The sequence below is a fragment of the Citrobacter sp. GW821-FHT07H02 genome (assembly GCF_059418505.1).
In genome coordinates, this window is sequence record NZ_JBWKPZ010000008.1 from 85779 (window position 1) to 110230 (window position 24452).

16 protein-coding genes and 5 pseudogenes are annotated in these 24452 nt (G+C 48.4%); 6 read left to right on the forward strand and 15 right to left on the reverse strand.

The annotated features are described in order from the left end of the window. Positions 1 to 411 precede the first annotated feature (411 nt). Together AC07NP_RS10945 and AC07NP_RS10950 are read left to right on the forward strand one after the other, a co-directional pair. Positions 412 to 1869: a TrkH family potassium uptake protein gene (locus AC07NP_RS10945; protein WP_494660522.1), complete on the forward strand. Its 1458-nt coding sequence runs from the start codon at positions 412 to 414 to the stop codon at positions 1867 to 1869. Positions 1870 to 1875: 6 nt separating this feature from the next. Further along, positions 1876 to 2067 (forward strand): annotated as a pseudogene (locus AC07NP_RS10950) (SymE family type I addiction module toxin). A gap of 62 nt (positions 2068 to 2129) precedes the next feature. Here the strand turns inward: AC07NP_RS10950 and AC07NP_RS10955 are convergent. The 9 genes and pseudogenes from AC07NP_RS10955 to AC07NP_RS10995 form a co-directional block, all read right to left on the reverse strand. Next, on the reverse strand, positions 2130 to 2639 hold the full coding sequence (locus AC07NP_RS10955; protein WP_494660490.1) for an SMI1/KNR4 family protein: 510 nt from the start codon (positions 2637 to 2639) through the stop codon (positions 2130 to 2132). A gap of 3 nt (positions 2640 to 2642) precedes the next feature. Next, the gene (locus tag AC07NP_RS10960; protein WP_494660523.1) at positions 2643 to 2723 is read right to left on the reverse strand and encodes a hypothetical protein; all 81 of its coding nucleotides are present in this window, start codon (positions 2721 to 2723) and stop codon (positions 2643 to 2645) included. Between the two features lie 299 nt (positions 2724 to 3022). Beyond that, a pseudogene (locus tag AC07NP_RS10965) lies at positions 3023 to 3337 on the reverse strand (RHS repeat-associated core domain-containing protein); the annotation flags it as partial. A gap of 48 nt (positions 3338 to 3385) precedes the next feature. Beyond that, positions 3386 to 3997, reverse strand: coding sequence for a hypothetical protein (locus AC07NP_RS10970; RefSeq protein ID WP_494660491.1), 612 nt, complete (start codon positions 3995 to 3997; stop codon positions 3386 to 3388). Then, complete coding sequence (locus AC07NP_RS10975) at positions 3991 to 4167, reverse strand: hypothetical protein (protein ID WP_494660492.1); 177 nt, start codon at positions 4165 to 4167, stop codon at positions 3991 to 3993. The genes AC07NP_RS10970 and AC07NP_RS10975 overlap by 7 nt, the downstream gene beginning before the upstream one ends. 149 nt (positions 4168 to 4316) lie before the next feature. Further along, positions 4317 to 4463, reverse strand: a pseudogene (locus AC07NP_RS10980) (RHS repeat-associated core domain-containing protein); the annotation flags it as partial. Positions 4464 to 5096: 633 nt separating this feature from the next. Then, a complete protein-coding gene (locus AC07NP_RS10985; protein WP_494660493.1) occupies positions 5097 to 5549 on the reverse strand; it encodes a hypothetical protein in 453 nt (150 codons plus the stop codon). 15 nt (positions 5550 to 5564) lie between these two features. Next, the gene (locus AC07NP_RS10990; RefSeq protein WP_494660494.1) at positions 5565 to 5777 is read right to left on the reverse strand and encodes an AHH domain-containing protein; all 213 of its coding nucleotides are present in this window, start codon (positions 5775 to 5777) and stop codon (positions 5565 to 5567) included. A gap of 149 nt (positions 5778 to 5926) precedes the next feature. After that, positions 5927 to 6115: pseudogene (locus tag AC07NP_RS10995) on the reverse strand (RHS repeat-associated core domain-containing protein); the annotation flags it as partial. A 344-nt stretch (positions 6116 to 6459) separates the two neighbouring features. Between AC07NP_RS10995 and AC07NP_RS11000 the strand changes: the two are divergent. Beyond that, the gene (locus AC07NP_RS11000; protein WP_494660495.1) at positions 6460 to 6558 is read left to right on the forward strand and encodes a hypothetical protein; all 99 of its coding nucleotides are present in this window, start codon (positions 6460 to 6462) and stop codon (positions 6556 to 6558) included. A 135-nt stretch (positions 6559 to 6693) separates the two neighbouring features. Here AC07NP_RS11000 and AC07NP_RS11005 read toward each other — a convergent pair whose 3' ends face one another. The 6 genes and pseudogenes from AC07NP_RS11005 to AC07NP_RS11030 all read right to left on the reverse strand — a co-directional run bounded on the left by AC07NP_RS11005 (position 6694) and on the right by AC07NP_RS11030 (position 14713). Further along, positions 6694 to 7038, reverse strand: a complete 345-nt coding sequence (locus AC07NP_RS11005) for a hypothetical protein (protein ID WP_494660496.1) — start codon at positions 7036 to 7038, stop codon at positions 6694 to 6696. A gap of 6 nt (positions 7039 to 7044) precedes the next feature. Further along, a pseudogene (locus AC07NP_RS11010) lies at positions 7045 to 8174 on the reverse strand (RHS repeat domain-containing protein); the annotation flags it as partial. A gap of 388 nt (positions 8175 to 8562) precedes the next feature. Further along, entirely contained in the window at positions 8563 to 9009 is a 447-nt protein-coding gene (locus tag AC07NP_RS11015; RefSeq protein ID WP_494660497.1) for an SMI1/KNR4 family protein, read from the reverse strand. Positions 9010 to 9595: 586 nt separating this feature from the next. Further along, on the reverse strand, positions 9596 to 10036 hold the full coding sequence (locus AC07NP_RS11020) for a hypothetical protein (protein ID WP_494660498.1): 441 nt from the start codon (positions 10034 to 10036) through the stop codon (positions 9596 to 9598). A 16-nt stretch (positions 10037 to 10052) separates the two neighbouring features. Next, the gene (locus AC07NP_RS11025) at positions 10053 to 14258 is read right to left on the reverse strand and encodes an RHS repeat-associated core domain-containing protein (RefSeq protein WP_494660499.1); all 4206 of its coding nucleotides are present in this window, start codon (positions 14256 to 14258) and stop codon (positions 10053 to 10055) included. A 17-nt stretch (positions 14259 to 14275) separates the two neighbouring features. Further along, the gene (locus AC07NP_RS11030; RefSeq protein WP_494660500.1) at positions 14276 to 14713 is read right to left on the reverse strand and encodes a DcrB-related protein; all 438 of its coding nucleotides are present in this window, start codon (positions 14711 to 14713) and stop codon (positions 14276 to 14278) included. A 739-nt stretch (positions 14714 to 15452) separates the two neighbouring features. On the opposite strand from AC07NP_RS11030, the gene sinH reads away from it, so the two are divergent. The 3 genes from sinH (at position 15453) to AC07NP_RS11045 (ending at position 24378) form a co-directional block, all read left to right on the forward strand. Continuing rightward, positions 15453 to 17663, forward strand: coding sequence for an intimin-like inverse autotransporter SinH (gene sinH / locus AC07NP_RS11035; RefSeq protein ID WP_494660501.1), 2211 nt, complete (start codon positions 15453 to 15455; stop codon positions 17661 to 17663). A 62-nt stretch (positions 17664 to 17725) separates the two neighbouring features. Beyond that, on the forward strand, positions 17726 to 18703 hold the full coding sequence (locus tag AC07NP_RS11040; RefSeq protein WP_494660502.1) for a SinI family autotransporter-associated protein: 978 nt from the start codon (positions 17726 to 17728) through the stop codon (positions 18701 to 18703). A gap of 125 nt (positions 18704 to 18828) precedes the next feature. Next, positions 18829 to 24378 (forward strand): adhesion domain-containing protein, encoded by a 5550-nt coding sequence (locus tag AC07NP_RS11045; protein ID WP_494660503.1) that lies wholly within the window; start codon positions 18829 to 18831, stop codon positions 24376 to 24378. The last annotated feature ends 74 nt before the right edge of the window (positions 24379 to 24452 follow it).

Sequence of the window (24452 nt, forward strand, 5' to 3'; positions counted from 1 at the left end):
CCCTGGTGACAGGGGCAAACCAGCAACAAGCATGTAGTCGCCCTGCAAGGCGCTACACTCCTCCTTAAAGTCCCGGTAGTCGCTGGGACTTTTACAATCTTCCTGTTTATACGCTATCTCACCAATATCCTGATATCGGCAGGCATTAACCTGTTGACCAGAACATTGCCGTTACGGCATTTATGTGCGGCATTGACTCAAAAACGATGAGCCGGTGACAACGACACTTGCCGACTGCAGCGGAATAAAAGCTTGCAACGTCGGGAAGGGGAGCTGGTTGCAAAGTAAGCACAGAGTATGAGTGGGATTGTCGCAGACAGGTGATTCATCGCGAGAAGAGATATACTAACGCGATAAAAATGACGAATTTTCGCTTTAAGCCCGGGGTGTTGTTTGAAAACCTACTATTCCCTGAATACATCTCAGCTTCGAGTTGTTACTCATATGTGCGGTTTTTTGGTATGGCTTTACAGTTTTTCTATGTTGCCGCCGATGATAATCGCAATAGTTAACAAGGAAAGGAGCTTTTTTGTTTTTCTGGAAACGTTCATCGCATGTTTTATCCTCGGTGGTGCTGCGTGGATGGCAACAAAAAGAACAGGTATTCAACTGCGCACGCGCGATGGATTTATCATTATCGTGTTATTTTGGCTCTTGTTTTCGACGATCAGCGCGTTTCCTTTATGGCTGGATGACGTGCTTCATTTAACCTTCGCCGATGCGTTATTCGAAGGTGTTTCTGGCATCACAACCACCGGTGCGACCGTGATCGGTGATGTTAATGCGTTACCACGATCCTACCTTTACTATCGTGCTCAACTTAATTTCATAGGTGGATTAGGGGTTATCGTGCTGGCAGTCGCCGTACTGCCGCTGTTGGGGATTGGTGGTTCAAAACTGTATCAATCAGAAATGCCCGGCCCATTTAAAGAAGAGAAACTGACACCGCGGCTTGCTGATACCTCTCGCACGCTTTGGCTAACTTATCTGTTGCTAGGCGTCGTATGTAGCCTCGCGTACGTCATTGCAGGAATGCCGGTTTTTGATGCTATTTGTCACGGATTGTCGACGGTATCGTTGGGGGGATTCTCAACGCACACAGAGAGCATAGGATTTTATAACAGCAATGCTATTGAGTTTGTTGCTGGTCTGTTTTCATTATTATCAGCGTTCAACTTTACGCTATGGTACGTGGTCATTCTCAGGCGTACCCTCAAACCTCTGCTTCGCAACGCAGAGTTGCATTTCTTTCTGTTGACCGCGTTAATTGTCATCCTGATTACGGCATGGCAGGTTTGGCATGCAGGAATGTACAACATCCCGGAAAGCCTTGTGCATTCGTTCTTCCTGGCAAGTTCGATGATGACGGATAATGGTCTGGCGCCTTTGGATTACGCGGACTGGCCGACGCATACAATCATCTTTTTGCTGTTAGTGAGCTTTTTTGGCGGCTGTGTTGGTTCGACGTGCGGTGGTATTAAGGCGCTCAGATTTCTTATTCTCTTCAAGCAAAGCCGACATGAATTACATCAGTTAGCCCATCCAAGAGCCTTGATAAGTATTAAGATTGGCGGAAGTGTCGTCACTGACCGTGTGATGCGCTCGGTCTGGAGTTTCTTTTTCCTCTATGTTCTGTTTACCGTTTTTTTCATCTGGCTGCTTAATATGATGGGTTATGATTTATTAACCTCATTTGCAACCGTTGCGGCCTGTATTAACAATATGGGACTGGGATTTGGTGAAACCGTTTCAACATTCGGCACCCTTAACGAAGGGGCAAAGTACCTGATGTGCGTCGCGATGATACTGGGACGCCTTGAAATATATCCAGTGCTCATCCTTTTTTCTCGTTTCTTCTGGCGAGTGTAGGTTGGGTTGATTTTGCAAGAGGCGGGACAAAATTCAATTTTGATATTGGGATCGGTTACCGTAAAAACCTCAGAAGGCAGCCTAATCCTGCTCGCGGATTGTAACGAAGTACAGGAGTTGCGAAAGTAACTTTATCAGGCTAAACAGGCTATTAAGGGAATGCGCGGCGGGATGTTTAATGTGTTGAATGAATGTTAAATAATAAAAGCTGGGAGATATGTTAAACTCTCCCGGTTTTTGTACGTTAATGAGAGGTTTTTCTAAAACGCCACTTTAATTATATTGGTATCGCCACCCACATTTGACATTATTGTATCATAAAAATCGGAAAAATTTTCAAATATCATATAAATATTCCCTTCCTCATTAACTTCATGATAATCAAAACCATCCCCAAAATGAATATGAGTCCTGTCCCAATAATAAATAGCACTATCATTTTTATTGCCAGAGAATAAGAAAAAATTACCCCCAGGGTCAGCGCCAATGATAAATGGGTTTTCAAATACAACTATTTCATCTCTGACATTATTAACTTTGGTCAAATCAAACAGCGGACTCGATGTATCAATGCCATATAATTCCTGGAATTCTATCTCATCATCATCAACTTTTAAACAAGGAATCGTACAGTAAGAATTAGAACCTATAAACAATCCATTATAGTTAGATAAAAAATTGATATAGCTCTCAGGAAAAATTATACCATATAGATTGGATATCTTACCAATATCTAAGTTAGATATACCATGATAAATCTCTATTGCCATGCTTTACGCTCCTCCACATTTTATATTAGAAACCCCGCCTTTATGCGTAAATTCACCATGTATATTTTTCGGAACTTCTTGCATTGTTGTACCATTTTGATGATGGTACCATGTATTATTTCTATAATCTGCTGGCCCATTCGGTGCTAAAGCATCAGCCTTACCAAAATCACCGCCGGCATTTTTCCGTGATTTCCTTTCAAATCAGGGACATTTGTTTCCTGAATAGCATAAGGAGAAAAATCTGGATAACCATTTGGGTAACGAACAACCGCACCATCTTTATTTCTATAAACCCATGTACCATCCATTTCTGCCCATACAGCTCCTCCTTTGTTAAGCCATTTATCCATATCAGGTGAATTTGATGGTTTCTCACCTTTTAAACCTAGAGGATCAATATGACTTAATGGATTCGGCGCATACTGATAAAGATTCCACCCGCCATTTAACCCTATCGGATCCTGAACAATAAACCGTCCGACCTGCGGATCGTAGTAGCGGAACAGATTATAGTGAAGTCCGGTTTCGCTGTCAGCATACTGTCCGGCGTAGCGCAGAGGCTGATGGGCGAGGGCGGTGTGCTGCAACGCGCCGGTGAAGCCTGCCGTCTGATGCCGTACTTCGCCAAAACTGCCGTAGTGACCACTCCAGCGCACGTTTCCGCGTACGTCGGTGACTTCCAGCGGTGCGCCGTTTTTAGGGAAACTTTGCCTATCTGATAATTACCATACTTTTATTAGCAATTACCATGAATTTAAATCATCGATTGAATTAACTTCCTGTACGCAAATCTTATTATCCTTACAATACTCTGTTGCTTTAACCCATACATCATGATCAAATAAAATTAAAGTTTGTCCTGCCATTGGGGTAAAAAAACAATTAAATAAGAGATGGAAATTATTTTTTATGAGTTCGTTTACTACATTTACTTCAATTGTATTGCCACTATAGAGTTCAAGTAACGGTGGTTTCTCAACGAGAGTCTCTTCAGGTAGCCCTTTATTAGCTCTAAACTTATTTTTTAAAATTAACTTGTTATATTCCTTTGTTTTTTTATCAATTTCACCATTGTTATTTCCATAAAAATAAACTCCTCGCTTATCAATCTTTGAACTAGACTCAAGTTTATTTTCATTCTTATAAAAAAATAAGATATTAGGAAATAAAAAAGATAACAGCCTATCAGACCGCGTAGTGGAAAAACCATATGGACCAAACCCATCATCATCAATATTATATTGATAGTAAATACAATAGGCTGATTGGGGGAGAACCTTTGTAAAACCACCGGATTGAATCATCCATTCAGACATAGGGAGTTTAATTAATTTTTCATTCGAATTATTTACCATGTAAAGATAACCTCGTTCCCTTTGGGATCTATTGCATGTATATGGCCATCAGAATGATGTTCGGGAATGCCTGGCTGACCAGCATCGGGATGACCATCAGGGTGTTCAAACCACTGATTTTTCCCATTGGGGTTACGCAAACCTAATGATTGCCCACTTTCAGCTTTCATTTTCCCCAGTTAACACCACGGCTACTTGGATTTAAATCATCCAATCCAATATTTTCACCACCACGAGATATTCGCGGTACCTGAGCATGTTGTCGGGCTTGTCTCAAAGCATCATTTCGACTTTTAGCTTTGACAATCCCACCACACTTAAGCCCCAACGGATCAATCCACCCTAGCGGATTCGGCGCATACTGGTAAAGGTTCCACCCGCAGTTTAACCCTATCGGGTCTGGCTGGGTAAACCTCCCGCATTCCGGATCGTAGTACCTGAACAGGCTATAATATAGTCCTTTTTCTCGGCTAAGAAGGCATTAAATACGACTATATATTGATTTTAATTCTTTTGCATATTTTATGGAGCCTAGAATCCTTAATTTTTTTCAGGTGGTTAGCAAGAGCATATGGATTATTTTTAAAAATTAAACTCAATGATATATCCGATTAAAAATATTTTGTGAAATGGCAGTATCTCTAATGTTTCAGACTTACCGGTATCATCATTATAATCATCGTCATCACCTTCTATTTCTGCAAGCTTTAATTTGGTAAATGCATACAAGATGCTCTTTTTCTGAGTAACATAACTCATTTAATTCATCTAAATTAATACTGGATTTATTTAAACAATACGCATGAATGTTAAACATCTGGCTAGATGGTTCATCTTTACTCACTTTTATATTCAAACGCTCGATTACCTCATTCAATAAAGAGACATAATCGTTTGTTTTAATAAATTCATTCAGATTGTTTGTTGTTACCATGAGTTAGGCCCTAATTATGGATACCGTTGTTCTTGATAACCGTTGGGGAAAACATTTGTAATACTTTCTAACTCTTCATTTTGGTATTTAAGGATAACATCAAATTCTGAGAATGAAGTATCATCATGTTCTTTCTGATGAACTGTTATTTTATCAAGAATGGAATCAACATATATAGTCAGATATACTGCATCCATACATTCCCCAGTTTATATCTTTCTTGAGTATTGAGTTTTCAAATAAAGAGACAGATATATTTCGCAATACTCCCGCGCTTGTAAAATGCAGACGCTCAAGGAAATCATCTCCGTATATACAAAATTCCTTGCTGATTATATTTTCAGCCTGCCCATATATTTCAATCACCACTATACATCCAGACACATCAAAATGATAAACATGTGTATTCTTTACATTTTTTGGTAACTTACTAAGTTTCTTACCTTTTTTAAACCCAGCTCGTTCAATTTCATAAGGCCTTAGATTATATAAAGCACCTTTGCTTATTACAATTTCATTTGAAACTGAAGATACAGAAGAAGTATATTCAGATAAATACTTTTCACTATCCGAACTGACTTCAAAAATTTTTTTTTCAAGTTGCGTTAGTTTACACATAATATCCTCTACTAACTAGAATAAGCCACCGGCTATCTCTGAGTTTATCTTATTTAATTCACTTAAGAAATTACCCTTGTTATTTATTTTGTTCAAACGATCAAAGACCTTCTGTTTATAAGCATCTGTATGGATGCTTGCATGATTAGGTAAGGTATTTCCAGTAGGGAGTTGGACTTTACTACTTGAAGGTAAGAATATCCCGTTTTCAGCAGTATTAATATCCACCCCAAAGTTTTCATTTTATTCTGTAGCGCAGTCATTCGCGGATCCGTAGAATTAGACATAATTATATGATGAGCAGAATTTTTGAAATTAGGTTCGACTTTACCAGCAGCAACCATATTTCCTCTGAGGGCCTTTGCATCACTGGAACAACTTAACCCAAGAGGATCAATCCACCCCAGCGGATTCGGCGCATACTGGTAAAGGTTCCACCCGCCGCTTAACCCAATCGGATCCTGAACAATAAACCGTCCGACCTGCGGATCGTAGTAGCGGAACAGATTATAGTGAAGTCCGGTTTCGCTGTCAGCATACTGCCCGGCGTAGCGCAGGGGCTGATGGGAGAGGGCGGCGTGCTGCAACGCGCCGGTGAAGACTATTCCTGCCGGGTTTCATCGTATTTCAGTAGTCGGTACAGCGAATCAGACCCGTAGTGTCTTCTTACATACCAGGAACAACCTGGTCGGAGTGCAAACGCTACCGCCACACCCTGATAAGATATCTATCTGCACGATACTTATTTTACTATTTAATCATAAGGTTAAACACCAAATATAATATAAATGACTCAACGGCATTATCAGGTGAGCTATTTCAGAACTTTCCCCGAAAACAGTAAAATAGGTATATAACGGATTATTCACAGTATGCCTGCCTGCACCTTGAGGGAGATTGGTTCACTGAGATGGGATTTGATAGCGGGACGGGCATCACGGTGAAGATCTCGAAGGGGGGCGTGATCCTGATCGTTGACTGCAGCGAGGCGCAGGAGCTTAAGAAGTAAATTTACTAGGTTGAACAAGTGGTTAATGGGTTGAAGGACGAGGTGTTTTGTGTGCTGAACGAGAGTTAATTAATAAAAAAGCCGGGAAATTATAATAATTGCCCCGGCTTTAAATGTTTAGATAGCAATCATAATTTAGTCAGGTAATTTATCCGGAGCCCACATAGAACGCTCCCATTGCACAGCATTTTTATTCAATATTTCTTTTATATGCTTTTCAAATTCAAAATTAAAGAATTTATCAGAGCTTATTGCTATTTCAAGTGTATAGTGTTCGTCACATAACAATTCGCTAAGCCTATCAATTTTGTCAATGACTTTAATGCAAAAACTATCAAGTTCAGCACTGGCAATATAACGTCCTTCATCATCTACACATATTAGATTATGCTTAAATGCCCGTTCCATTTTTATAACTAGTTCATCAAATGTGCTGTCATCAATTAATACAAAGCTTAACCATCTTTTATTAACGTCCATTAATTCCTACTTGCAGCCAACTTTGTGCTGAATGTCACTGTGCCGCGCCATGTCGCTTAGTTCATGGCTTTTAAAAATTCTAAAACCAAAAGGTTCAGATCTTAATCCTGGGAAAATATCACGTAACTTACGGTCTATAGATGCTTCTATTTCGCTCATTCCTGCAATTTTTGCGGCATCACGACGCCTGTTAGTAAAGACAGGGTTATTAGCCAAATAATCCGACTGTATATAGGCATCCACATCAAAATTATTAAAATTTATAGCTCTGGATATACTAGGATCGTGAGCTTTACTAATACCACTTGCTACACTACCTCTATAACCTATAGTTGCATTTGGATCGAACTGCTGTATTGCAGACAGATGTTCTCTAAGTACAGAATCAATCTGTTGCTGAGCAGAATTTAAGTTAGTTAAACCTAACGGATCAATATAGGTTAATGGATTCGGCGCATACTGGTAAAGATTCCACCCGCCGTTTAACCCTATCGGATCCTGAACAATAAACCGTCCGACCTGCGGATCGTAGTAGCGGACCAGATTATAGTGAAGTCCGGTTTCGCTGTCAGCAAACTGCCCGGCGTAGCGCAGGGGCTGATGGGCGAGGGCGGTGTGCTGCAACGCGCCGGTGAAGCCTGCCGTCTGATGCCGTACTTCGCCAAAACTGCCGTAATGACCACTCCAGCGCACGCTTCCACGCTGGTCGGTAACTTCCAGCGGTGCGCCGTTCAGGTCAGTGCTGAACCAGTAAATCTCCCCACGTCTGTCGTCGCGCAGATGGTCGATTCGCGCCAGCGGACTCCAGACTTCGTTAGGGTCATAAAGGTATGTACTGCACTGTCCACCTTCGTGCTGCTCCTGTAACAGGCGGTATCCCTGCCAGAGGAAGCGGGTTTCGGTGCTCCCATGGGCGGTAGAGACCAGTTTTCGTGTGCGTCTGCCGAGGGCATCATACTGATAATGCGCCTGAAAACGCCCCTCCGGACCGGTTCCCTGCGCCGATATCAGCCGGTTCTCTGCATCCCAGGCATAGTGCTGTTCATACAGGCCACAGCGGCGAGGTTATCCGCGGCGTCATAACGAAAATACGCACTGCTGTGCCCCTGTCGGGTTTCGTAGTGTTTTAGCAGGCGCAACAGCGAATCAGACCTGCAGTGTCGTTCTTACGTTCCAGGCATAACTACGTCAGAGTGCGTACGCTACCGCAGCACCCTGATAAGATATCTATCTGCACGATAGTTATTTTACTATTTAATCAAGATGTTAGATATGGAATATAAAACAATAATTTGCATCATTATCAGGTTGGCTATAGCAGCATACCGTAAGATCACTACAAGTGAATGACACTACTATGTGAGATGCTTACAGGAAACTAGGTTATGAATATTATCCGCATCCGTAAATCGAAGACAACGCAGTTGAACAATAAATTTACGACAGGACTGAATAATACCAGATATATTCCTGCTATTAAGCACTTGGTGGGGGGAAGCATCTTTCGCTCTGGTTGCTATATAATCATCCCCAGGCTTCATCCTCCGTAATGACGTTGTTTATGAAACTATCAAAATCCTGTTCAAGATAAATAATTTTTTGGCTTTCCAAATTCGCAAAATGAACGGTTCCATTACTTATGTTGATACAAAATGGAAATCCACCACCATCAATTGCAAAGGGAAGGATTGTTTCAGGCAATATTTCCTTATCGCGCGTCAATATCTTATAGAGGCTCTCTACCCTAAGTATTCCTTCCTTTTTTGTATGTAAAACTGGCAAAAAATACTTAATATCGAATTCATATTGATCGTTTTGATAGACGCAGCGCTCTTCATCCAGAACTCCGCCATTGCTCATCAGCCACATAGTCCTGAGTACAGGAGGGAAAACAACCCCTAATGCTGCTTCAACCTTGTTAAGATCATTTGCGGTTAAAGAGGGATATGAATTAATTAGTTTTACCGTCATTTTTCCACCTATACGCAATGTTTAGGAACGCGACCTCTAAGCCACCCTTTACTGTGAGAAATTTCACTTCTCCGCAGGTGTTTGATCGTCATCACCTCGCGATACCATATTTATACCAGTTACCAGAGTTGTTTAATCTATGGCTATGGTAATAAATTTCATCATACGTGAAAAGCAATTTCCTTTCAGATTGACTTTACACCACACAACCACTGCATTGTTATGGTCGTGCCCTTTAAGTGCTGCCTCTTGCTGATTGGCATTAACTGTTTATTATCGTTAGCCACATGGTTCAGCACTTTGTACTATCTGCATCATAACTAATCCTAACACTCAGTAAGGTAGATATTGAGCGGTTATTACTAGAGTTAGCACTTATTTCCATCTCAGCCTGGAGTAGATATTAGATAGCGATAAGAAATATCTGGTGAGAGACTGGCGGGTTCAGTGTGGTCTGACAAGGTAACCACGGGTAATCAATGTGATATAGACATTGTGGTTATCAGGTTTTGATGGAGGAGATACACTGGAGTAGTAACAAATAAACGGCCGAAAATATACAAAAAATCATTCCGGCCGTTCATTTTTACTTCATCGTGTTTTTCTTTGATAAATAAAAGTCAAAATATTTTTCCGGCCTCTCTTTAAAGGCGCGAGCTTTGCCATAATTATAAGCATTATCAAAGTATTTATATGATTCATCATATTGTTCTAACTCATAGCAGACCATTCCAAGATCAATTAACGGGGCCGTATCTATATCTGAACATCGAGTTTGTAATGCGATTTCTGCCCATGTTTTCGCTTTTTGGAATATACCCATATCAAAATAAGCACTATTTATACATGCAGCAATCCAACTAGCGATTTCCCATTCTAACTTAGGTTCAGGGAGTAATTCCCAAGCCTTAATATATTCATCTAATGCTGATTCATAAGATTTGCTATCATGAAGTTCATTACCTTTCTCTACAGTAGAGATTATTAATTTTTCTAATTTATCATGTTTTTCAATAAATTCTTTCATTACACACCACCCTTAATCATGGAAAGTATTGAGATAATTCTGCCGCCCCAATAAAATCACTTGGTTCTTTATATCTATCAGGCAGTTTCGCACCTTGAGAACGGTTATGGCCATAATATTCCAATTCATAATTATTAGAATCACGCATAAAGGCTCTAACTTCTTTAGATTTCGGTCCATAATAACCGCCCTTCTGGTTCCAATATTTAACAGCATCAGTTAAGTGAGCCATATCTGCATCTTTAACAAAATACCATTGTTTATCTGTTGAGCTCTTAAATTGCATCCTGTCACCTGTACCACGAATACGACCTTCGCTGCGCATTCGTTCAATTACTGCTCTACCGGTCTTGCTATCTTTACCTGGAGTTTTTCCCATATTATTTAGACGACATGATGCCAACCCAAGCGGATCTATGTATGAAAGAGGATTCGGCGCATACTGGTAAAGGTTCCACCCGCCATTTAACCCAATCGGATCCTGAACAATAAACCGTCCGACCTGCGGGTCGTAGTAGCGGAACAGATTATAGTGAAGTCCGGTTTCGCTGTCAGCATACTGCCCGGCGTAGCGCAGAGGCTGATGGGCGAGGGCGGTATGCTGCAACGCGCCGGTGAAGCCTGCCGTCTGATGCCGTACTTCGCCAAAACTGCCGTAATGACCACTCCAGCGCACGTTTCCATACTGGTCGGTAACTTCCAGCGGTGCGCCGTTCAGGTCAGTGCTGAACCAGTAAATCTCCCCACGTCTGTCGTCGCGCAGATGGTCGATTCGCGCCAGCGGACTCCAGGCTTCGTTCGGGTCATAAAGGTATGTGCTGCACTGCCCGCCTTCGTGTTGCTCCTGCAACAGGCGGTATCCCTGCCAGAGGAAGCGGGTTTCGGTGGTGCCGTGGGCGGTAGCGACCTGTTTTCGCGTGCGTCTGCCGAGGGCATCATACTGATAATGAGCCTGAAAACGTCCCTCCGGACCGGTTCCCTGCGCCGAAATCAGGCGGTTCTCGGCATCCCAGGCATAGTGCTGTTCATACAGGCCGCTGCAGCGGCGGACCAGGTTGCCCCAGGCGTCGTACTGCATAAACAGGTTTTGCCAGTGCTGCAGCCGGTTATCGGTGACCGGCGCGTCGTCGTCACTGGCGGCGAGGTTGTCTGCGGCGTCATAACGAAAATGCGCACTGCTGTGCCCCTGCCGGGCTTCGTAGTGTTTCAGCAGGCGGCCTTCGGCGTCGTAGCCGTAATTCACTTCGCCACGCAGGCTGTCGCTGACGCCAGAAAGCTCGCCACGGGCGGTATAGCGATAGAGACGCCCGAGTATCGCCTGTTCTGGCAGGGTGACGTCGGCGTTTATTTCACTGCGCTGCTCGGTACGTCTGCCGAGGCTGTCATACCGGCGGCGCTGGCCGCGTGCGCCCTGAGTACGGTGCGTTTCTCGGTGCAGACGGTCACGGGTGAATTCGGTGACCAGTTGCTGGCCAAAACGGATGGCGCTGACGTGGCCGGAGCCATAGTGCAGCCAGGAAATCGGCTGCTCACCGGGCAAGGTCAGGGAAGTCAGATTATTCAGCCCATCCCACTGGTAACCAACCTCTCCATTCACCCCGGATTCGCTTAACATGCGTCCGGCGGTATCACGGATCAGGGCAATTTCATCGTTTTCGATACCCAGCGCGACACCTTCGGCCGTGGGGGTGCGGAGGATACGGGTGAGTTGACCACTCAGATCGCGGAAATAACGATATTCAGCATGGCGGTGGCTGCGCCCGGTCATCAGACCGCTGTCGTCATAACTGAACTGCTGTAAACGCCGGGCGATGCCCCTGTCGGCGGCAGGCCTGCCGTTTTCCTGGAGGGCGCAGAGAAAACCCCGGGCATCCCATTCCATCTGGCGGGATGTATCATCCGGGCGCGTTTCACTGAGCGGACGACCCACGGCGTCATAGGTAAACCGGTATTCACCGCCGTTGCCATTCTCCAGTCGCAGCAGGTTGCCGCGCGGGTCGTAGCGCCAGCGACGGGTGCGACCGATACGATCGGTGAGGCTGATCGGCAGGCCAAGCACGTCGTACATCCAACTGACTTCGCTTTCCAGCGGGTCACGCCAGGCGGCGAGTTGCCCGCGTTCGTTCCACAGCAGCGATTCACGGCTGCCGTCCGGGTGAATCACTGCGCTGAGTAGCCCGGCGTCGTTCCATTCGCGACGCGTGATATTGCCTGCTGCATCCTCACTGGCAACCAGTTGCCCGAAGCGGTCATAGCTAAAACAGGTGACGCTGCCGGAGCAGTCGGTGCGTTGTGTCAGCAGTCCCTGGTTGTTCCACACCAGTCGCACCACACCGCCGGTGGCATCCGTGATGCTGTCCGGCAGTATTTCGTCTTCAGCAGGGTAGTGATACGTGGTTTTGTTGCCGGAAACATCGTCTTCCGCTAACAGGCGACCCTTCAGGTCATAAATGTTCTGTGATGACGTTCCATCCGGGTAAACCGTGCGGGTGATACGGTCCGTCAGGCGGTACCAGTAATATTCGGTACGACGGCCAGCCGGGTCCGTCTCCTGCGTCATCCGGCCATATTTGTCCCATAAACTACGGCGGATGGCACCGCCGGGCAGGACAACATCGCAGAGCTCGCCGTCGCGGTAGATAAACGCCGTCTGGCGGCCGTCAAAATCCGTAAAACGCGCGACATTGTCATCGTCGTCAATCAGCCAGTGCGCCTGTGCGCCGTCATCACGGATGGCACGGCGGGTGCCGTTGTCAAAATCGTATTCGAACGTTAGCCGTTCGCCGCCGTTGTGCCGGAACGCGACCACGCGCGGCAGGCCGTCGATCTCCTGCCAGCGGTATTCACTCAGCAGCCCGTTCGCATCCTCGTGGGCGCTCATCAGACCATCCCGCCAGTGGAAACGTCTGCGCACGCTACCGCCCCGGCCCGTTACTGAAACGAGCTGGCGCTGTTCATCATACGCATAGCTGACCAGGCAGATTGTATCATCCTGCCAGACACTGGCGAGGCGCTCATTATCATAGCGGCAGACCACTCGCTGTCCGGCGCTGTCGGTCAGCGCATGCAGGGTGTGATTGTCGTTCCATTCAAACAGAATATCATTGCCGCAGGGGTCAGACAGTCGTTGTAACAGGGAAGGCGACGCTTCGCCCAGCGGGGCATAATGCCAACGCTCGCCGCTGATGTCATACACCGACCAACTGTTATCAGGGTGATGCTCCAGCCAGCATTTTTCGTCTGCGCAGTATGTCCGCAGGCCTTTCGGCACCCTCGGGAAGGAGACGTAATCCCCGGAAGGCGCGCGCCAGACCAGTCCATCCTGATAGCGTTCCAGTCGGGTTTCCCAGAACAGGCTCCACCCCCGGCCAAGAACGCTGTCGCCAGGGTTACCGCTACGCCAGTAACGCTGCCAGCGGACGGGCAAGCGGGAAGGGAGGATGAAATCCAGCTCGTCATCGCCGCTGAGAAACTTCTGCCCGCTGACCATATCCACCGGGCGGGCAACGATCCCTGCGGCCGCCACGCCGGTCATCAACGTGCCTGCACGACAGGCAATACGGCTAAGTTTGTTAATACCGGGAATTTTGTCAAGCAGCTTAGCCAGCGCCCCCACTTTACCCGCAGCGCCGCCCCAGCCCCCGAACAATCCGGTAAACAGTAGGGTGAGATCTGAGGCTTTATAAACCCATTCCGGGACTTCGGACTGGATAGGCAGTGTCTGTTTCGGGCTACCCCCAATGCGGACATTGTCCGAACCGGCCATGATCTTTGCGTCACAGGTGGTGCGATCCCCCAGACGGGACGCAGGCAGGCCATTGATAGAGACCCGCGAGGAGCCTTCCGCCATCTGCTGAGAGCCGTCGTCAGAGCACGCCACCATGCTGTTGGTAGCGAGTGCTGCGGGTTTACTGTTGATAAAAACGTCAGGCGAACCGGCGGTGATGACGCCTTTTTTCGTCATGCTGGATGCCCCGGCATCCGCAATGCTGTCTCTTGCGGCAGTTGCCAGTTCACTGGTGAGATAACCGACCGCAAGGCTGGCGCCGATGAGCAGTACACCTACGCCAATACAGGATGCCCCAAGGCCAGCAATAAACATCGCACCCGCCGCGATCCCCCCCACGGCAGCGATCAGGCCGCCAACGACGGTTCCGGCAATCATCCCGGCCAGCGCGCCGGAGTGTCCAATATCATCACCCGCGCGTGCAGCTTCAAACATAACAATAATCCTTATCGTTAAGCGTGGAGGCGAAAACTCCCGAGCAATGAAAGAAACAGATCGCCGTCGCGGTCTGTCAGCGTTGTGGCGGAGGTCATGGTAAAGACCAGAATATGCGCATCATGCGTGTTAAACACCGCCTGCTGCTGACAGATACGTTTCCCATCGCGCAGGTAGCTGGCGTGCACATTTTCGCCCTGTAAAAGGTTATCGCCCAGCACGACAGTATGGCGTTCGCTCTGTTTCCAGCCTTTAAGGTGTTTTTCCATCAGTACCAGTTGACGGTTGATGTAAGCCGAAAGATTTTCACCGGCGTTCAGCGTGTCGCGGGAAATATTGAACGCCGGGACGTCAGCGCCAGGCTGAGTGAAAATATTGACTGAGCGGTCCTGATAACCTTCAGGAAGAGTGACCTGTCCTTCATTAAACAGGCTGGATTGCGAATGTTCTGACATCAAGCGGGTCCTACCACATTTTGCAGAATTGTTAATACTGTCACAGGAGTGTGATACAGGCTACTACAACATATAGTAGCTTCCGCCAAAATCAGACACTTCTTAGTGATGTGCGTATCTCTATGTTTAATAAGTATTTTATGGAATTCGTCGATACGAAAACTGATGAGAATAAGCGCTGCCGGTAGACTCACCGGTGTTTCCCCTCATTCATTGGCTTAAGTGAAAGGTGCTAACGCAATAGCGTGGTTTATATGATCTCTACTGATCTTCATGAGATGCAATAAAACCTCACAAGGCAGCAGGAATTCTTTAAACGTTGAATGAAGAGTTATCATTTAAATTGCTTATTTAATATAACGAATTTTTACTCACGTTCACAAAATGATAACCAGGGAACCTGGGGATTCACCATATTGTTCGAAAACGGGTCATGAAATCCGAACATCGCTGATTACGCTGTACCCATCGCACACATTAAAATCCGTAAAGTGTATCGGTACCAAAACAAAATGGTTTACACCATGCTGATACTGAAAAGTTGCAAGAACGTTGTATTTAAGATTTTAGTAGTCCAAAAATAGACAAATTAATACTGAAACATGTAACGGCTATCAGATATAATCGTCTTAAAGTATATAATATTAAAAATAGTCATATTGAATTTTATTTTGTTATATGGATATAGGTTTTGTCTGAGTGGGGTTCTTTATAAAATAATGTCATGGTAGGTTCTGGAATGTATCGTATTATGTTGTTCCTTTTCTTCATGTTTATAATACCCAGAACATTATTAGCCGCATATCAATCTATTGAAAATCCACTTCCTTCTAAAGGAAAGAACGGTTCTACCGCAACAGCGGACCTGCCGGATTTAGGCAGTGATGCGGCACAGAAAGCAGAAAAAGAAAACAACGGTGTCTCTTTTACAGAGCAATCAGAAAGTTATGTGACGAATTCGGCCGCTCAGGGGTTTGAAAACCTGACGCCGGAGGCGCTGGAATCACAGGCTAAAAGTTATTTACAAAATAAAATTACCTCCTCAACACAATCCTATATCGAAGGGCTGATGTCGCCTTACGGCACTGTACGCACTAATTTGTCTGTTGATCAGGAGGGTTCTCTGGAAGGCAGTTCTCTGGACTACTTCATTCCCTGGTTTGACGATCAGCAGACGGTCCTGTTCAGCCAGTTTTCTACCCAGCGTAAAGAAGATCGTACTATCAGTAATGCGGGATTAGGTATCCGCCATAATATTGGGCGCTGGATGCTCGGCGGCAATACTTTTTATGATTATGATTTTACCCGCAATCATCGTCGCCTGGGACTTGGCGTCGAATCCTGGACCGATTTCCTGCGGTTCTCTGGCAACTATTATCATCCGCTCTCCGGCTGGAAAAATTCGCAGGACTTAGATTTTTATGAAGAGCGCCCGGCCCGTGGCTGGGATGTTCGCATGGAGACATGGCTGCCGTTTTACCCACAGGTCGGCGGTAAGCTGGTCTATGAACACTATTACGGTGATGAGGTGGCGCTGTTTGGTGAAGATAACCTGGAGCGTAACCCGCAGGCCGTCACGCTCGGGCTAAATTATACCCCTGTACCGTTGCTCACGTTCAGTACGGATTATAAAGCCGGGACGGGCGATAACACGGATGTGAACGTGACAGCCACGCTAAATTATCAGTTTGGCACACCGCTTAAGGCACAGCTCGATCCGGAAAATGTCAAAATCCAGCATTCACTGGAAGGCAGTCGCCATGATTTTGTCGACCGCAATAACTTTATCGTTCTCGAATATCGCGAAAAAGATCCGCTGGACGTTTCGCTGTTTCTGAAAGCCGACACAACCAATGAACATCCGGAATGCGTGATCAGCGATACGCCGGAAGCGGGCGTGGGCCTGGAAAAATGTAAGTGGACGATCAATGCACTGGTGAGTCATCGCTACAAAATAGCGGCGGCATCATGGCAGGCAAAGAATAATGCGAACCGTACGCTGGTCATGCCCGTGGTTAAAGCGAACACGCTGACGGAAGGTAATAACAACAGCTGGAATCTGGTATTGCCTACATGGGAAAACGCGGCCACGGATGCTGAACGTCTTGCGTTGAATACATGGAAAGTCAGGATCACGCTGGTGGATGAAGAAGGTAATCAGCAGAACTCCGGCATCGTGGAGTTGACGGTACAGCAGCACCGCAAAATTGAACTGGTTGTTGATACCCTCGCGGGGGCCGATCTCAGTCAGCATAAACACGAGGCCAGCGCACAGGCGGATGGCGTCGACGGCGTCGTGATGGCACTGCTGCTGACAGATGCTTATGGCGATGATAACGACAGCAAAGGCGACAAACTGACGGATGACGCCATGGTGCCTGAGCTGTACGACAGCAATGACAAAAAGGTCGCGCTCTCGACCAAACCCTGCACGAACGTAACACCCTGCGTGTTTATCGCCAACCGCGATAAACAGGCCGGAACCCTCACTCTCTCCAGTACGCAGCCGGGCACTTTTCGCTGGAAGGCGAAAACGGATGCCTACGATGACAGTAATTATGTGGACATCACTTTCCTGGGCCAAAACATCAACGATGTTAATGCTGCTATTTACCAGACTCATGTCGGTAACCCGGTGAATTTAATTGGGAATAAGAACGGACACCTGCCATTGAACAGCGCATACCGATTTATGTTATGGCGCGATAAAAACAAGGACGGGGTGTTCCAGATGTCGGAGCAGCTCAGCGCTGAGGAAATGGCGCAGTACGACTACAAATGGGAGTTTACGGGTGTAAGCATCAGCGGGGATTCGGGGGCACAAACCAATACCGAGAACCAGGATTTGGTGCTTCCGGTGACGAACCGTGAAGCGAAGCAAAAATTTGGCGCCAGCGAAAAAAGTGGCGTTCAGGGGTATGGGATACGTGTCACGTATCACAAAAAGTAAAAGGCTATTGGCGCGATGGTTAACAAGGCCAGTCGCTGATATTCGAAACAAGAGGAATATTAATGAAACAAGTAACAACACAGCGTCTGACCAAAATTGCTATAGCGTTAGCCATTGCCGGATATTGCTCCGTACCTGTCGCATTTGCAGCGAATAAAGTGAGTAAAGTGGGCAATCTAAAAGAGGGGGCTGGCTGGTTGACGAGTGGTAACACGGGCAGCATTGTCGGTACGGCCCCTAAAATTAAAATCCCGAGCGCGCCAGCGACCGATGACGGCCTGCACGTCAAGGTGGAAATTGATCGCTCGGGTCGTACGGGCGGATCTACGGCGTCGACGGATGGCGAGAAGCAACTTCATGTCGGCGATAAGTTAACCGTCTCCTGGGAGATCAACGATACCGAAGGCGATACGGATGCTACGGGGTTAACTAAAAAGAGCATCAAGTGGATGTGTTACAAGGATCAGAGCAAAAAGGATGGCCGGACCCTTCAGGGCAACGGCACGAATGGCTCGGACTCTTATACCATCGTAGCCGCAGACGAGAACTGTTATATCGGGATGCAAATTACCCCGATGACGGAGACCGGCGATCCCCGCACGGGCGTGCTGGTTGATATGGCCGATTTGTCCACCGCGGCTGGCGGCGGTAGCGACAGTGATGATATTCCGGAAGGGCCGGTGGTGGATGACGATCTGAAGGTGACGATTTATGACGCCGCCGATACCACGGTTAACCTGCTCAAGAACACCACGGTTCCACTGCATACCGGTCATACCTATAAGGTCAAACTGTGGCGAGATACCAACGGTAACGGCACCTACGATTCCGGTACGGATACCGATGTCACCAGCTACTATGACTATATGTGGGTGTTCACCGGTACGAGCGCGACGGCAAATACGTCCGGCGATTCCAGCGTACAGAACCAGGATCTGGTGCTCCCGGCAACCAATACTGCCGCAACCAGTGTTCTCTCCGGCGCAGGCGTGGATGGCGTTCAGGGCAATACGCTGGCCATCAAATACAAACGTAAATAGTGTTTTATCTCTGATGCCATTCTCCATGGGGAATGGCATTTTTGCAGATGCATTTTTTGTTGAATACACCACTGAACAAACAGAACGAAACCAGTCAGGACTGATTTATGCGCGGATATCGGAAAATGAAGAAGATATTGAGTATCTTATTGCTACTGGCGATGTCGTTCGGGATACCCGCATTTTCAGCCCAGGCAGCGCTTAAAGGAGGAACCTGGCAGACAACGCCCACCTCTACAGGTGAAATTAAGGGGACCAGCCCACAGGCCGACAGCGCGGCGATCGCGGTTTATCAGGGCAGTATACAGCTGGATCCCTCAAAAACGTACGCCGTACCGTTCAGCGCAACGCCCGGCGATTTCAGTGCTGATACTGCCGCCAGTCATCTTATCCTGACGAATCCCCACGATACCGAAGGCGACCTGTTCGCCGCACCGCCAGCGCTACAGTGGGAGAACCAGCAGCCGCCCGGCGCGGACCTGGTCTGGGCCGATGCCGCCACCCCGGATACGCTGCTTGATCCACAGCCGGTGGACGACGAAAGCTTTTGTGCACAAAATCTGGCCGGGCGTCATCTGGTGACGTGGCCGCAGGTGGATTCGACGGCGCCGCTACCTCTGCTGTATCTCTCCACGCTCACCGGCTCGCCCACCACCGGTACCGTGGCGCTGCAGGATAAGCGGGTGGCAATTGATATCGCTCCGTCGCCGAATGCGCCGCTGACGGTCAGCGCCAGCCACTATGACGATACGCTGAAAGCCGCGAAGGTGAAGGCCGGTGAGAGTATCGTACTGACCATTACCACCCATGACTGCGCTGGAAATGTGCTGAATAACGTACCCTTTGTCATTACCCGCAGCGATGCGCTTGGCCGACGGGGCGATGTTAAAAACGACGCACCGGTGCATATCGGCAATACCGAACTGACCACCGTCGACACCGAATATCAGGGTGTCACGGATGCTAACGGTACGGCGACCGTGGCAGTAACGCAGGATGGTGGGCCTGGGGTAAAAACCACGCTGAAGGTGAAGCCATCAAAAAGCAGCGTGTTGGAAGAAGATGTGGATGTGATATTCACCACGCTGACCAGCCCGAACAGCGATAAAGCCGCGATGTGGGGCCATATGGCGGAGAGTACCACGGTAGGCGATTTTACCTTTAGTCGCCCTAAACTGGCGGGGGAGGCCACTGGAACGAATGGCGCAGTGACCGACCATAACGAAGTCTGGGCGTTGTTTGACTGGAACAACGCTAACAGCCATTGCAATTCCCTTCTGCCGGATCTCCGACGGTTAGTCGCGCTGGACGTTGCCCAGGGCACGCAAACTATTCAGGACACGCTGGGGTGGCCGATACAGGGCAATGATTACTGGTCGGCTTCGCCCGGTGAATCAGGGCGGCACTTCGCGGTGGATATGAATGGTCAGGAGAGCGCATCCAGCAATGACAGTGAGCACTACCTTGTCAGTTGCGTGGATCACGCTATGCCGGTGGTTACACCCAAAATAACGCTGACGCCTGATCATTACGACACCACGCTAACTGCGGCGAAAGCGATGACCGGGGAATCCATCACCATGACGGTCACGATCACCGACAGCGTGACCGGGGAGCCGCTTCCTCACATGTATTACTCCCTGACGCTGGGCGAGGTACATAACCGCGCCAATGAAACCAGTTCCGAGTGGGAAACGTCTCCCGTGGTGATCACTGGCGAGCAGATTCAGGCCAGCGATCCACACCTTTATGAGGGGGTTACCGATGCCAACGGCGCCGCAACCGTAGTTTTGACCCAGCCCCAGGGCGCCGGCGTGCGTACCACCATCACGGCCGAAATGCGCAAAGGGTATACCACCACTGACAGTAAAGACGTGATTTTTACCGTCATCACCAGTCCGGACAGCGACAAAGCCCGCATGTGGGGCCATATGAAGGATGCGGCAACGGCAGACGGCAGTCTGTTCGTGCGCCCGCTACTGGCGGCTGAATCTGGCTATGAAACGGGTAATTACCGGGAAAACAACGAGGACTGGGCGACATTTGCGCAGCTGAGTAAGGCGGAAAGCCAGTGCGGTGACGGACAGGTGCCGTCAGCCAGTTCGCTGGAAAAACTGTATGCCGGGCACAGCGCAAACCAGATAGTCACGGCGTTGGGGTGGCCGACAGACGGTTACAGCTACATAGCGGCAGACACGGATGGCACCACGTACCACAACGTCAGCCTGAAAAACGGCGACCAGGGCAGCTTTACCGGTAGCGCGCCGAACTATCTCTCCTGCGCCGCCACGGAGCTGGTGGCGCAGCTTCAGGTCATTACCAACGGCGACGCCAGCCCGCGGCTTGCAAAAGCGAAAGCGGGAGAACCCATCACGCTGACGGTGCAGACAACCAACGCGGTAAACGGTTTGCCTGCGCCGAACGTGGCGTTCACGGTGACGTCCGAAGCGTCGACTAACCGGCAGGGGAGTGCCACCGGGTTTACATCCGGCGGCGCGTTGATAGTGAACGGACAGTCGTTTGGCACCAACAGCGGCATGACTGGCTCTTACCTGGGGACAACGGATGCGCAGGGGCAGGCGCAACTGGTCATTGAGCAACCGAAAGGGCCTGGCGTAAAAACGCCGCTGATCATCAAACTGAATGACTCGCGGGTTGCCGATGCGATTAACTATGAGGTGATTTTTACCGCCGTCACCAGCCCGGATACGGACAAAGCGCAGATGTGGGGGCACATGGATGACAGCGTGACGGTGGGTGATGATACATTTTATCGCCCCAAACTGGCGAGTGAGTTTACTGCCACCCCAAGCGGCTCAACGCGTGCACTGGATAACGAGGTGTGGGGACTGCTGACGAACGCTGGTGTACAGAGCAGCGCGGCGGGAGGATGTGAAACCGGCCACCTCCCCAGTACTAACCAGATGAAGGCGCTGTATAACGCGAACAAAGACAACAAAATGAATACTGAACACGGCTGGCAGACTACCTACAGCTACTGGACGTCGACGCTGTCTTCAGGAGGCCCCAGCGCCGGTTGGGATGTTATCAGTATGGCGTCCGGCTCCACGGGCTCCAGCGGCGCTGGCATATTCGTGGTCTCCTGCCTGAAAGACGCCAACCCGGTAGCGGCACAGATAACCCTGGAGACGGCGGATAAAACTCAGTGGTCAGAGACGCTGAACGCCGCCCGAGTGAAAAAAGGCGATACCCTGCGATTAAAACTGATGACAAAGGACAGTGCGGGCAATCCGGTACCGGATACGTCGGTCGTTATCTCGCGTGGAGACGATTATTCTCGCCAGGAAGTCAAAGAGAGTGCCCCCGCATCCATGGTGATTAACGGGCAGGCATTAGCCAATACATCCTCTTTGCTGTATGCGTCAACCGGCGCTGACGGTAGTCTGATTCTGGAGATCACCAGGGCAAACACCAAAGGCACAAAAGCGACGCTTACCGCAAAGCTCTCTGATAACACCAGCGTCACGGCTGGCATAGACACCCTTTTTACCGTTGTCACCAGCCCGGACTCGGCGAAAGCGACTTACTGGGGGCATATGCCCGAAACGCTGACGGCAACCGATGGTACCGTCTTTAAACGCCCGAAACTCTTTAATGAACTGGCTCAGACGAGCGGGTATAAATCTGCTTCGGAAAATTATGAGTCGTGGGCTGTCTTAACGTATCCGCAGGCACAAGATAACGCCTCATCTGGATGCGATGAGGCACATATCCCGACCAGAGATTCGCTCAATTCGCTCTACAGCGCCTATCCGGGCGGCAAAATGGAATCTGAACAAGGATGGCCCACCTACACCTACTACTGGAGTAATACGGCTGATAATTCTGTTACCGCCAGTCGCAATTATTATACCGTTAGCCTGTATTCGGACAGCAGTTCGGGGATGGCACAAAATCAAACAAAGTATCTGACTTGTCTTGATAAAGCGCGACCAAAGGGGAATGTCGCTCAAATTGAACTGACGTCTGCGCAATATGTACCCGAACTGCATGCCGCCAAAGTGAAAAAAGGTGAGAAAATTACGTGGCAGATAAAATTCAAAGACGCACAGGGGAATGAAGTACCAGATGTCGCTTTTTCTATTCTTGGTGCATCGGGCACGAAACGTAATGGTGAGTCTTACAGCGGTTACCTGTACGCCGGATATCCCGGAGGGTCTACGACATATTTATCAGGGAGTACCCGTTTCTACGGTGTCACGGACAGCAATGGGCAGGCGCTGGTGGAGGTTTCCGGCGGCGCAGGGTTTGAGGCATTACTCTCTGTTTCACCCGATGAAAACAGCGCTTTAGCTGAAAATATGCCCTCTATTTTTACGATAGTAACCAGTCCGGACAGTGATAAAGCCGCGATGTGGGGACATATGCCAGATACCATCACGGTAGATGATATGGTTTTTGAGCGGCCAAAACTGGCGGCGGAGGCCCCATCAGCAAGTGGTCACTCGACGATAAACAATGAATCCTGGGCAACCGTGAGGGATCATAACGTGGCTTTCAACAACCCAGAGGCGGGGGGATGTGCGGTAAACCATTTACCGCAGATCGCTCAAATGAGTGCGTTATATGATGCGCACAGTGGCAATAAGATCAGTACCGAATTCGGTTGGCCGGTCACCTCAAGTTATAATTACTGGACCTCCACGTATTATTATCCAGACAGACTTTCGGCCTGGTATTCAATCGAATTAAAAAGCGGATATACGTATTCTGCGAGTGGATCATCGTGGATGATGATTACGTGCCTGAAAGACGCCAACCCAGCGCCATCGAAGATCGTTATCAAACCCGTCGATAGCACGCAATGGGATGCATCACAGAATGTTGCGAAGGCAAAAAGCGGTGAGACACTTCATCTAAACGTGACCGTCGAAGATGCCAGCGGCAATCCCGTACCCGCAACAATGCTGACCATTTCCCGCGGCAATGATTATAACCGTCAGGCAGTCCAGGAGTCAGCACAAGCGATGACGGTTAACGGCTCCACATTGCCTTCACCAGGATCAACAAGCAATTTGTCTACTGATGACGCCGGTAACCTGCTTCTGGATGTAACGCGTCCGTCAACCGTAAAAGGCACAAAAGCACCGATTAATATCGCGATCACTGACATTCCCGACGTAACGTCCAGTCTGGACACTGTTTTTACCGTGCTGACGAGCCCTGACTCTAGTAAAGCCCAGTACTGGGGTCATATGCCAGAGACAGTAACCAGCAGTGATGGCGTTGTTTTTCGTCGGCCAATGCTTCAGGCAGAGATCGGTGTGGGTTCCTACAGTTCGGCTAATAACGAAAAATGGTCTGCGATAACTTACCCACAGGCTTCTTCGTTGAATATCGAGGGATGTTCCATCGATAAAATACCGCTGCTCAGTGAGTGGCAAACACTCTACGGTGATCATCCTGGTGGTGCGGTGGCAACGCTTTATGGATGGCCGACCAATTATGTCTATTGGGGTGCCGATCTGACGGCAGACAATAAGGCGCAATCTATCAACCTGGCTTCAGGAAGTACGCAAGCGACAATGTCAGCGTCTACGACAGATTATGCCCTGCTGGTTTGCCTGACGCAGTCACACACCAGGTCTGGGGCTGCCAGCGCCGCGCTGAATTCTCCCGGATACCCATTGGGGACTGCGTCTATCAGGCGATAAATTGAGAGAGTGCGAAAAGAAAAATCCACGCAATTGCGTGGATTTTTTCGGCTCTGTTGGTTGCCCTGAGATTC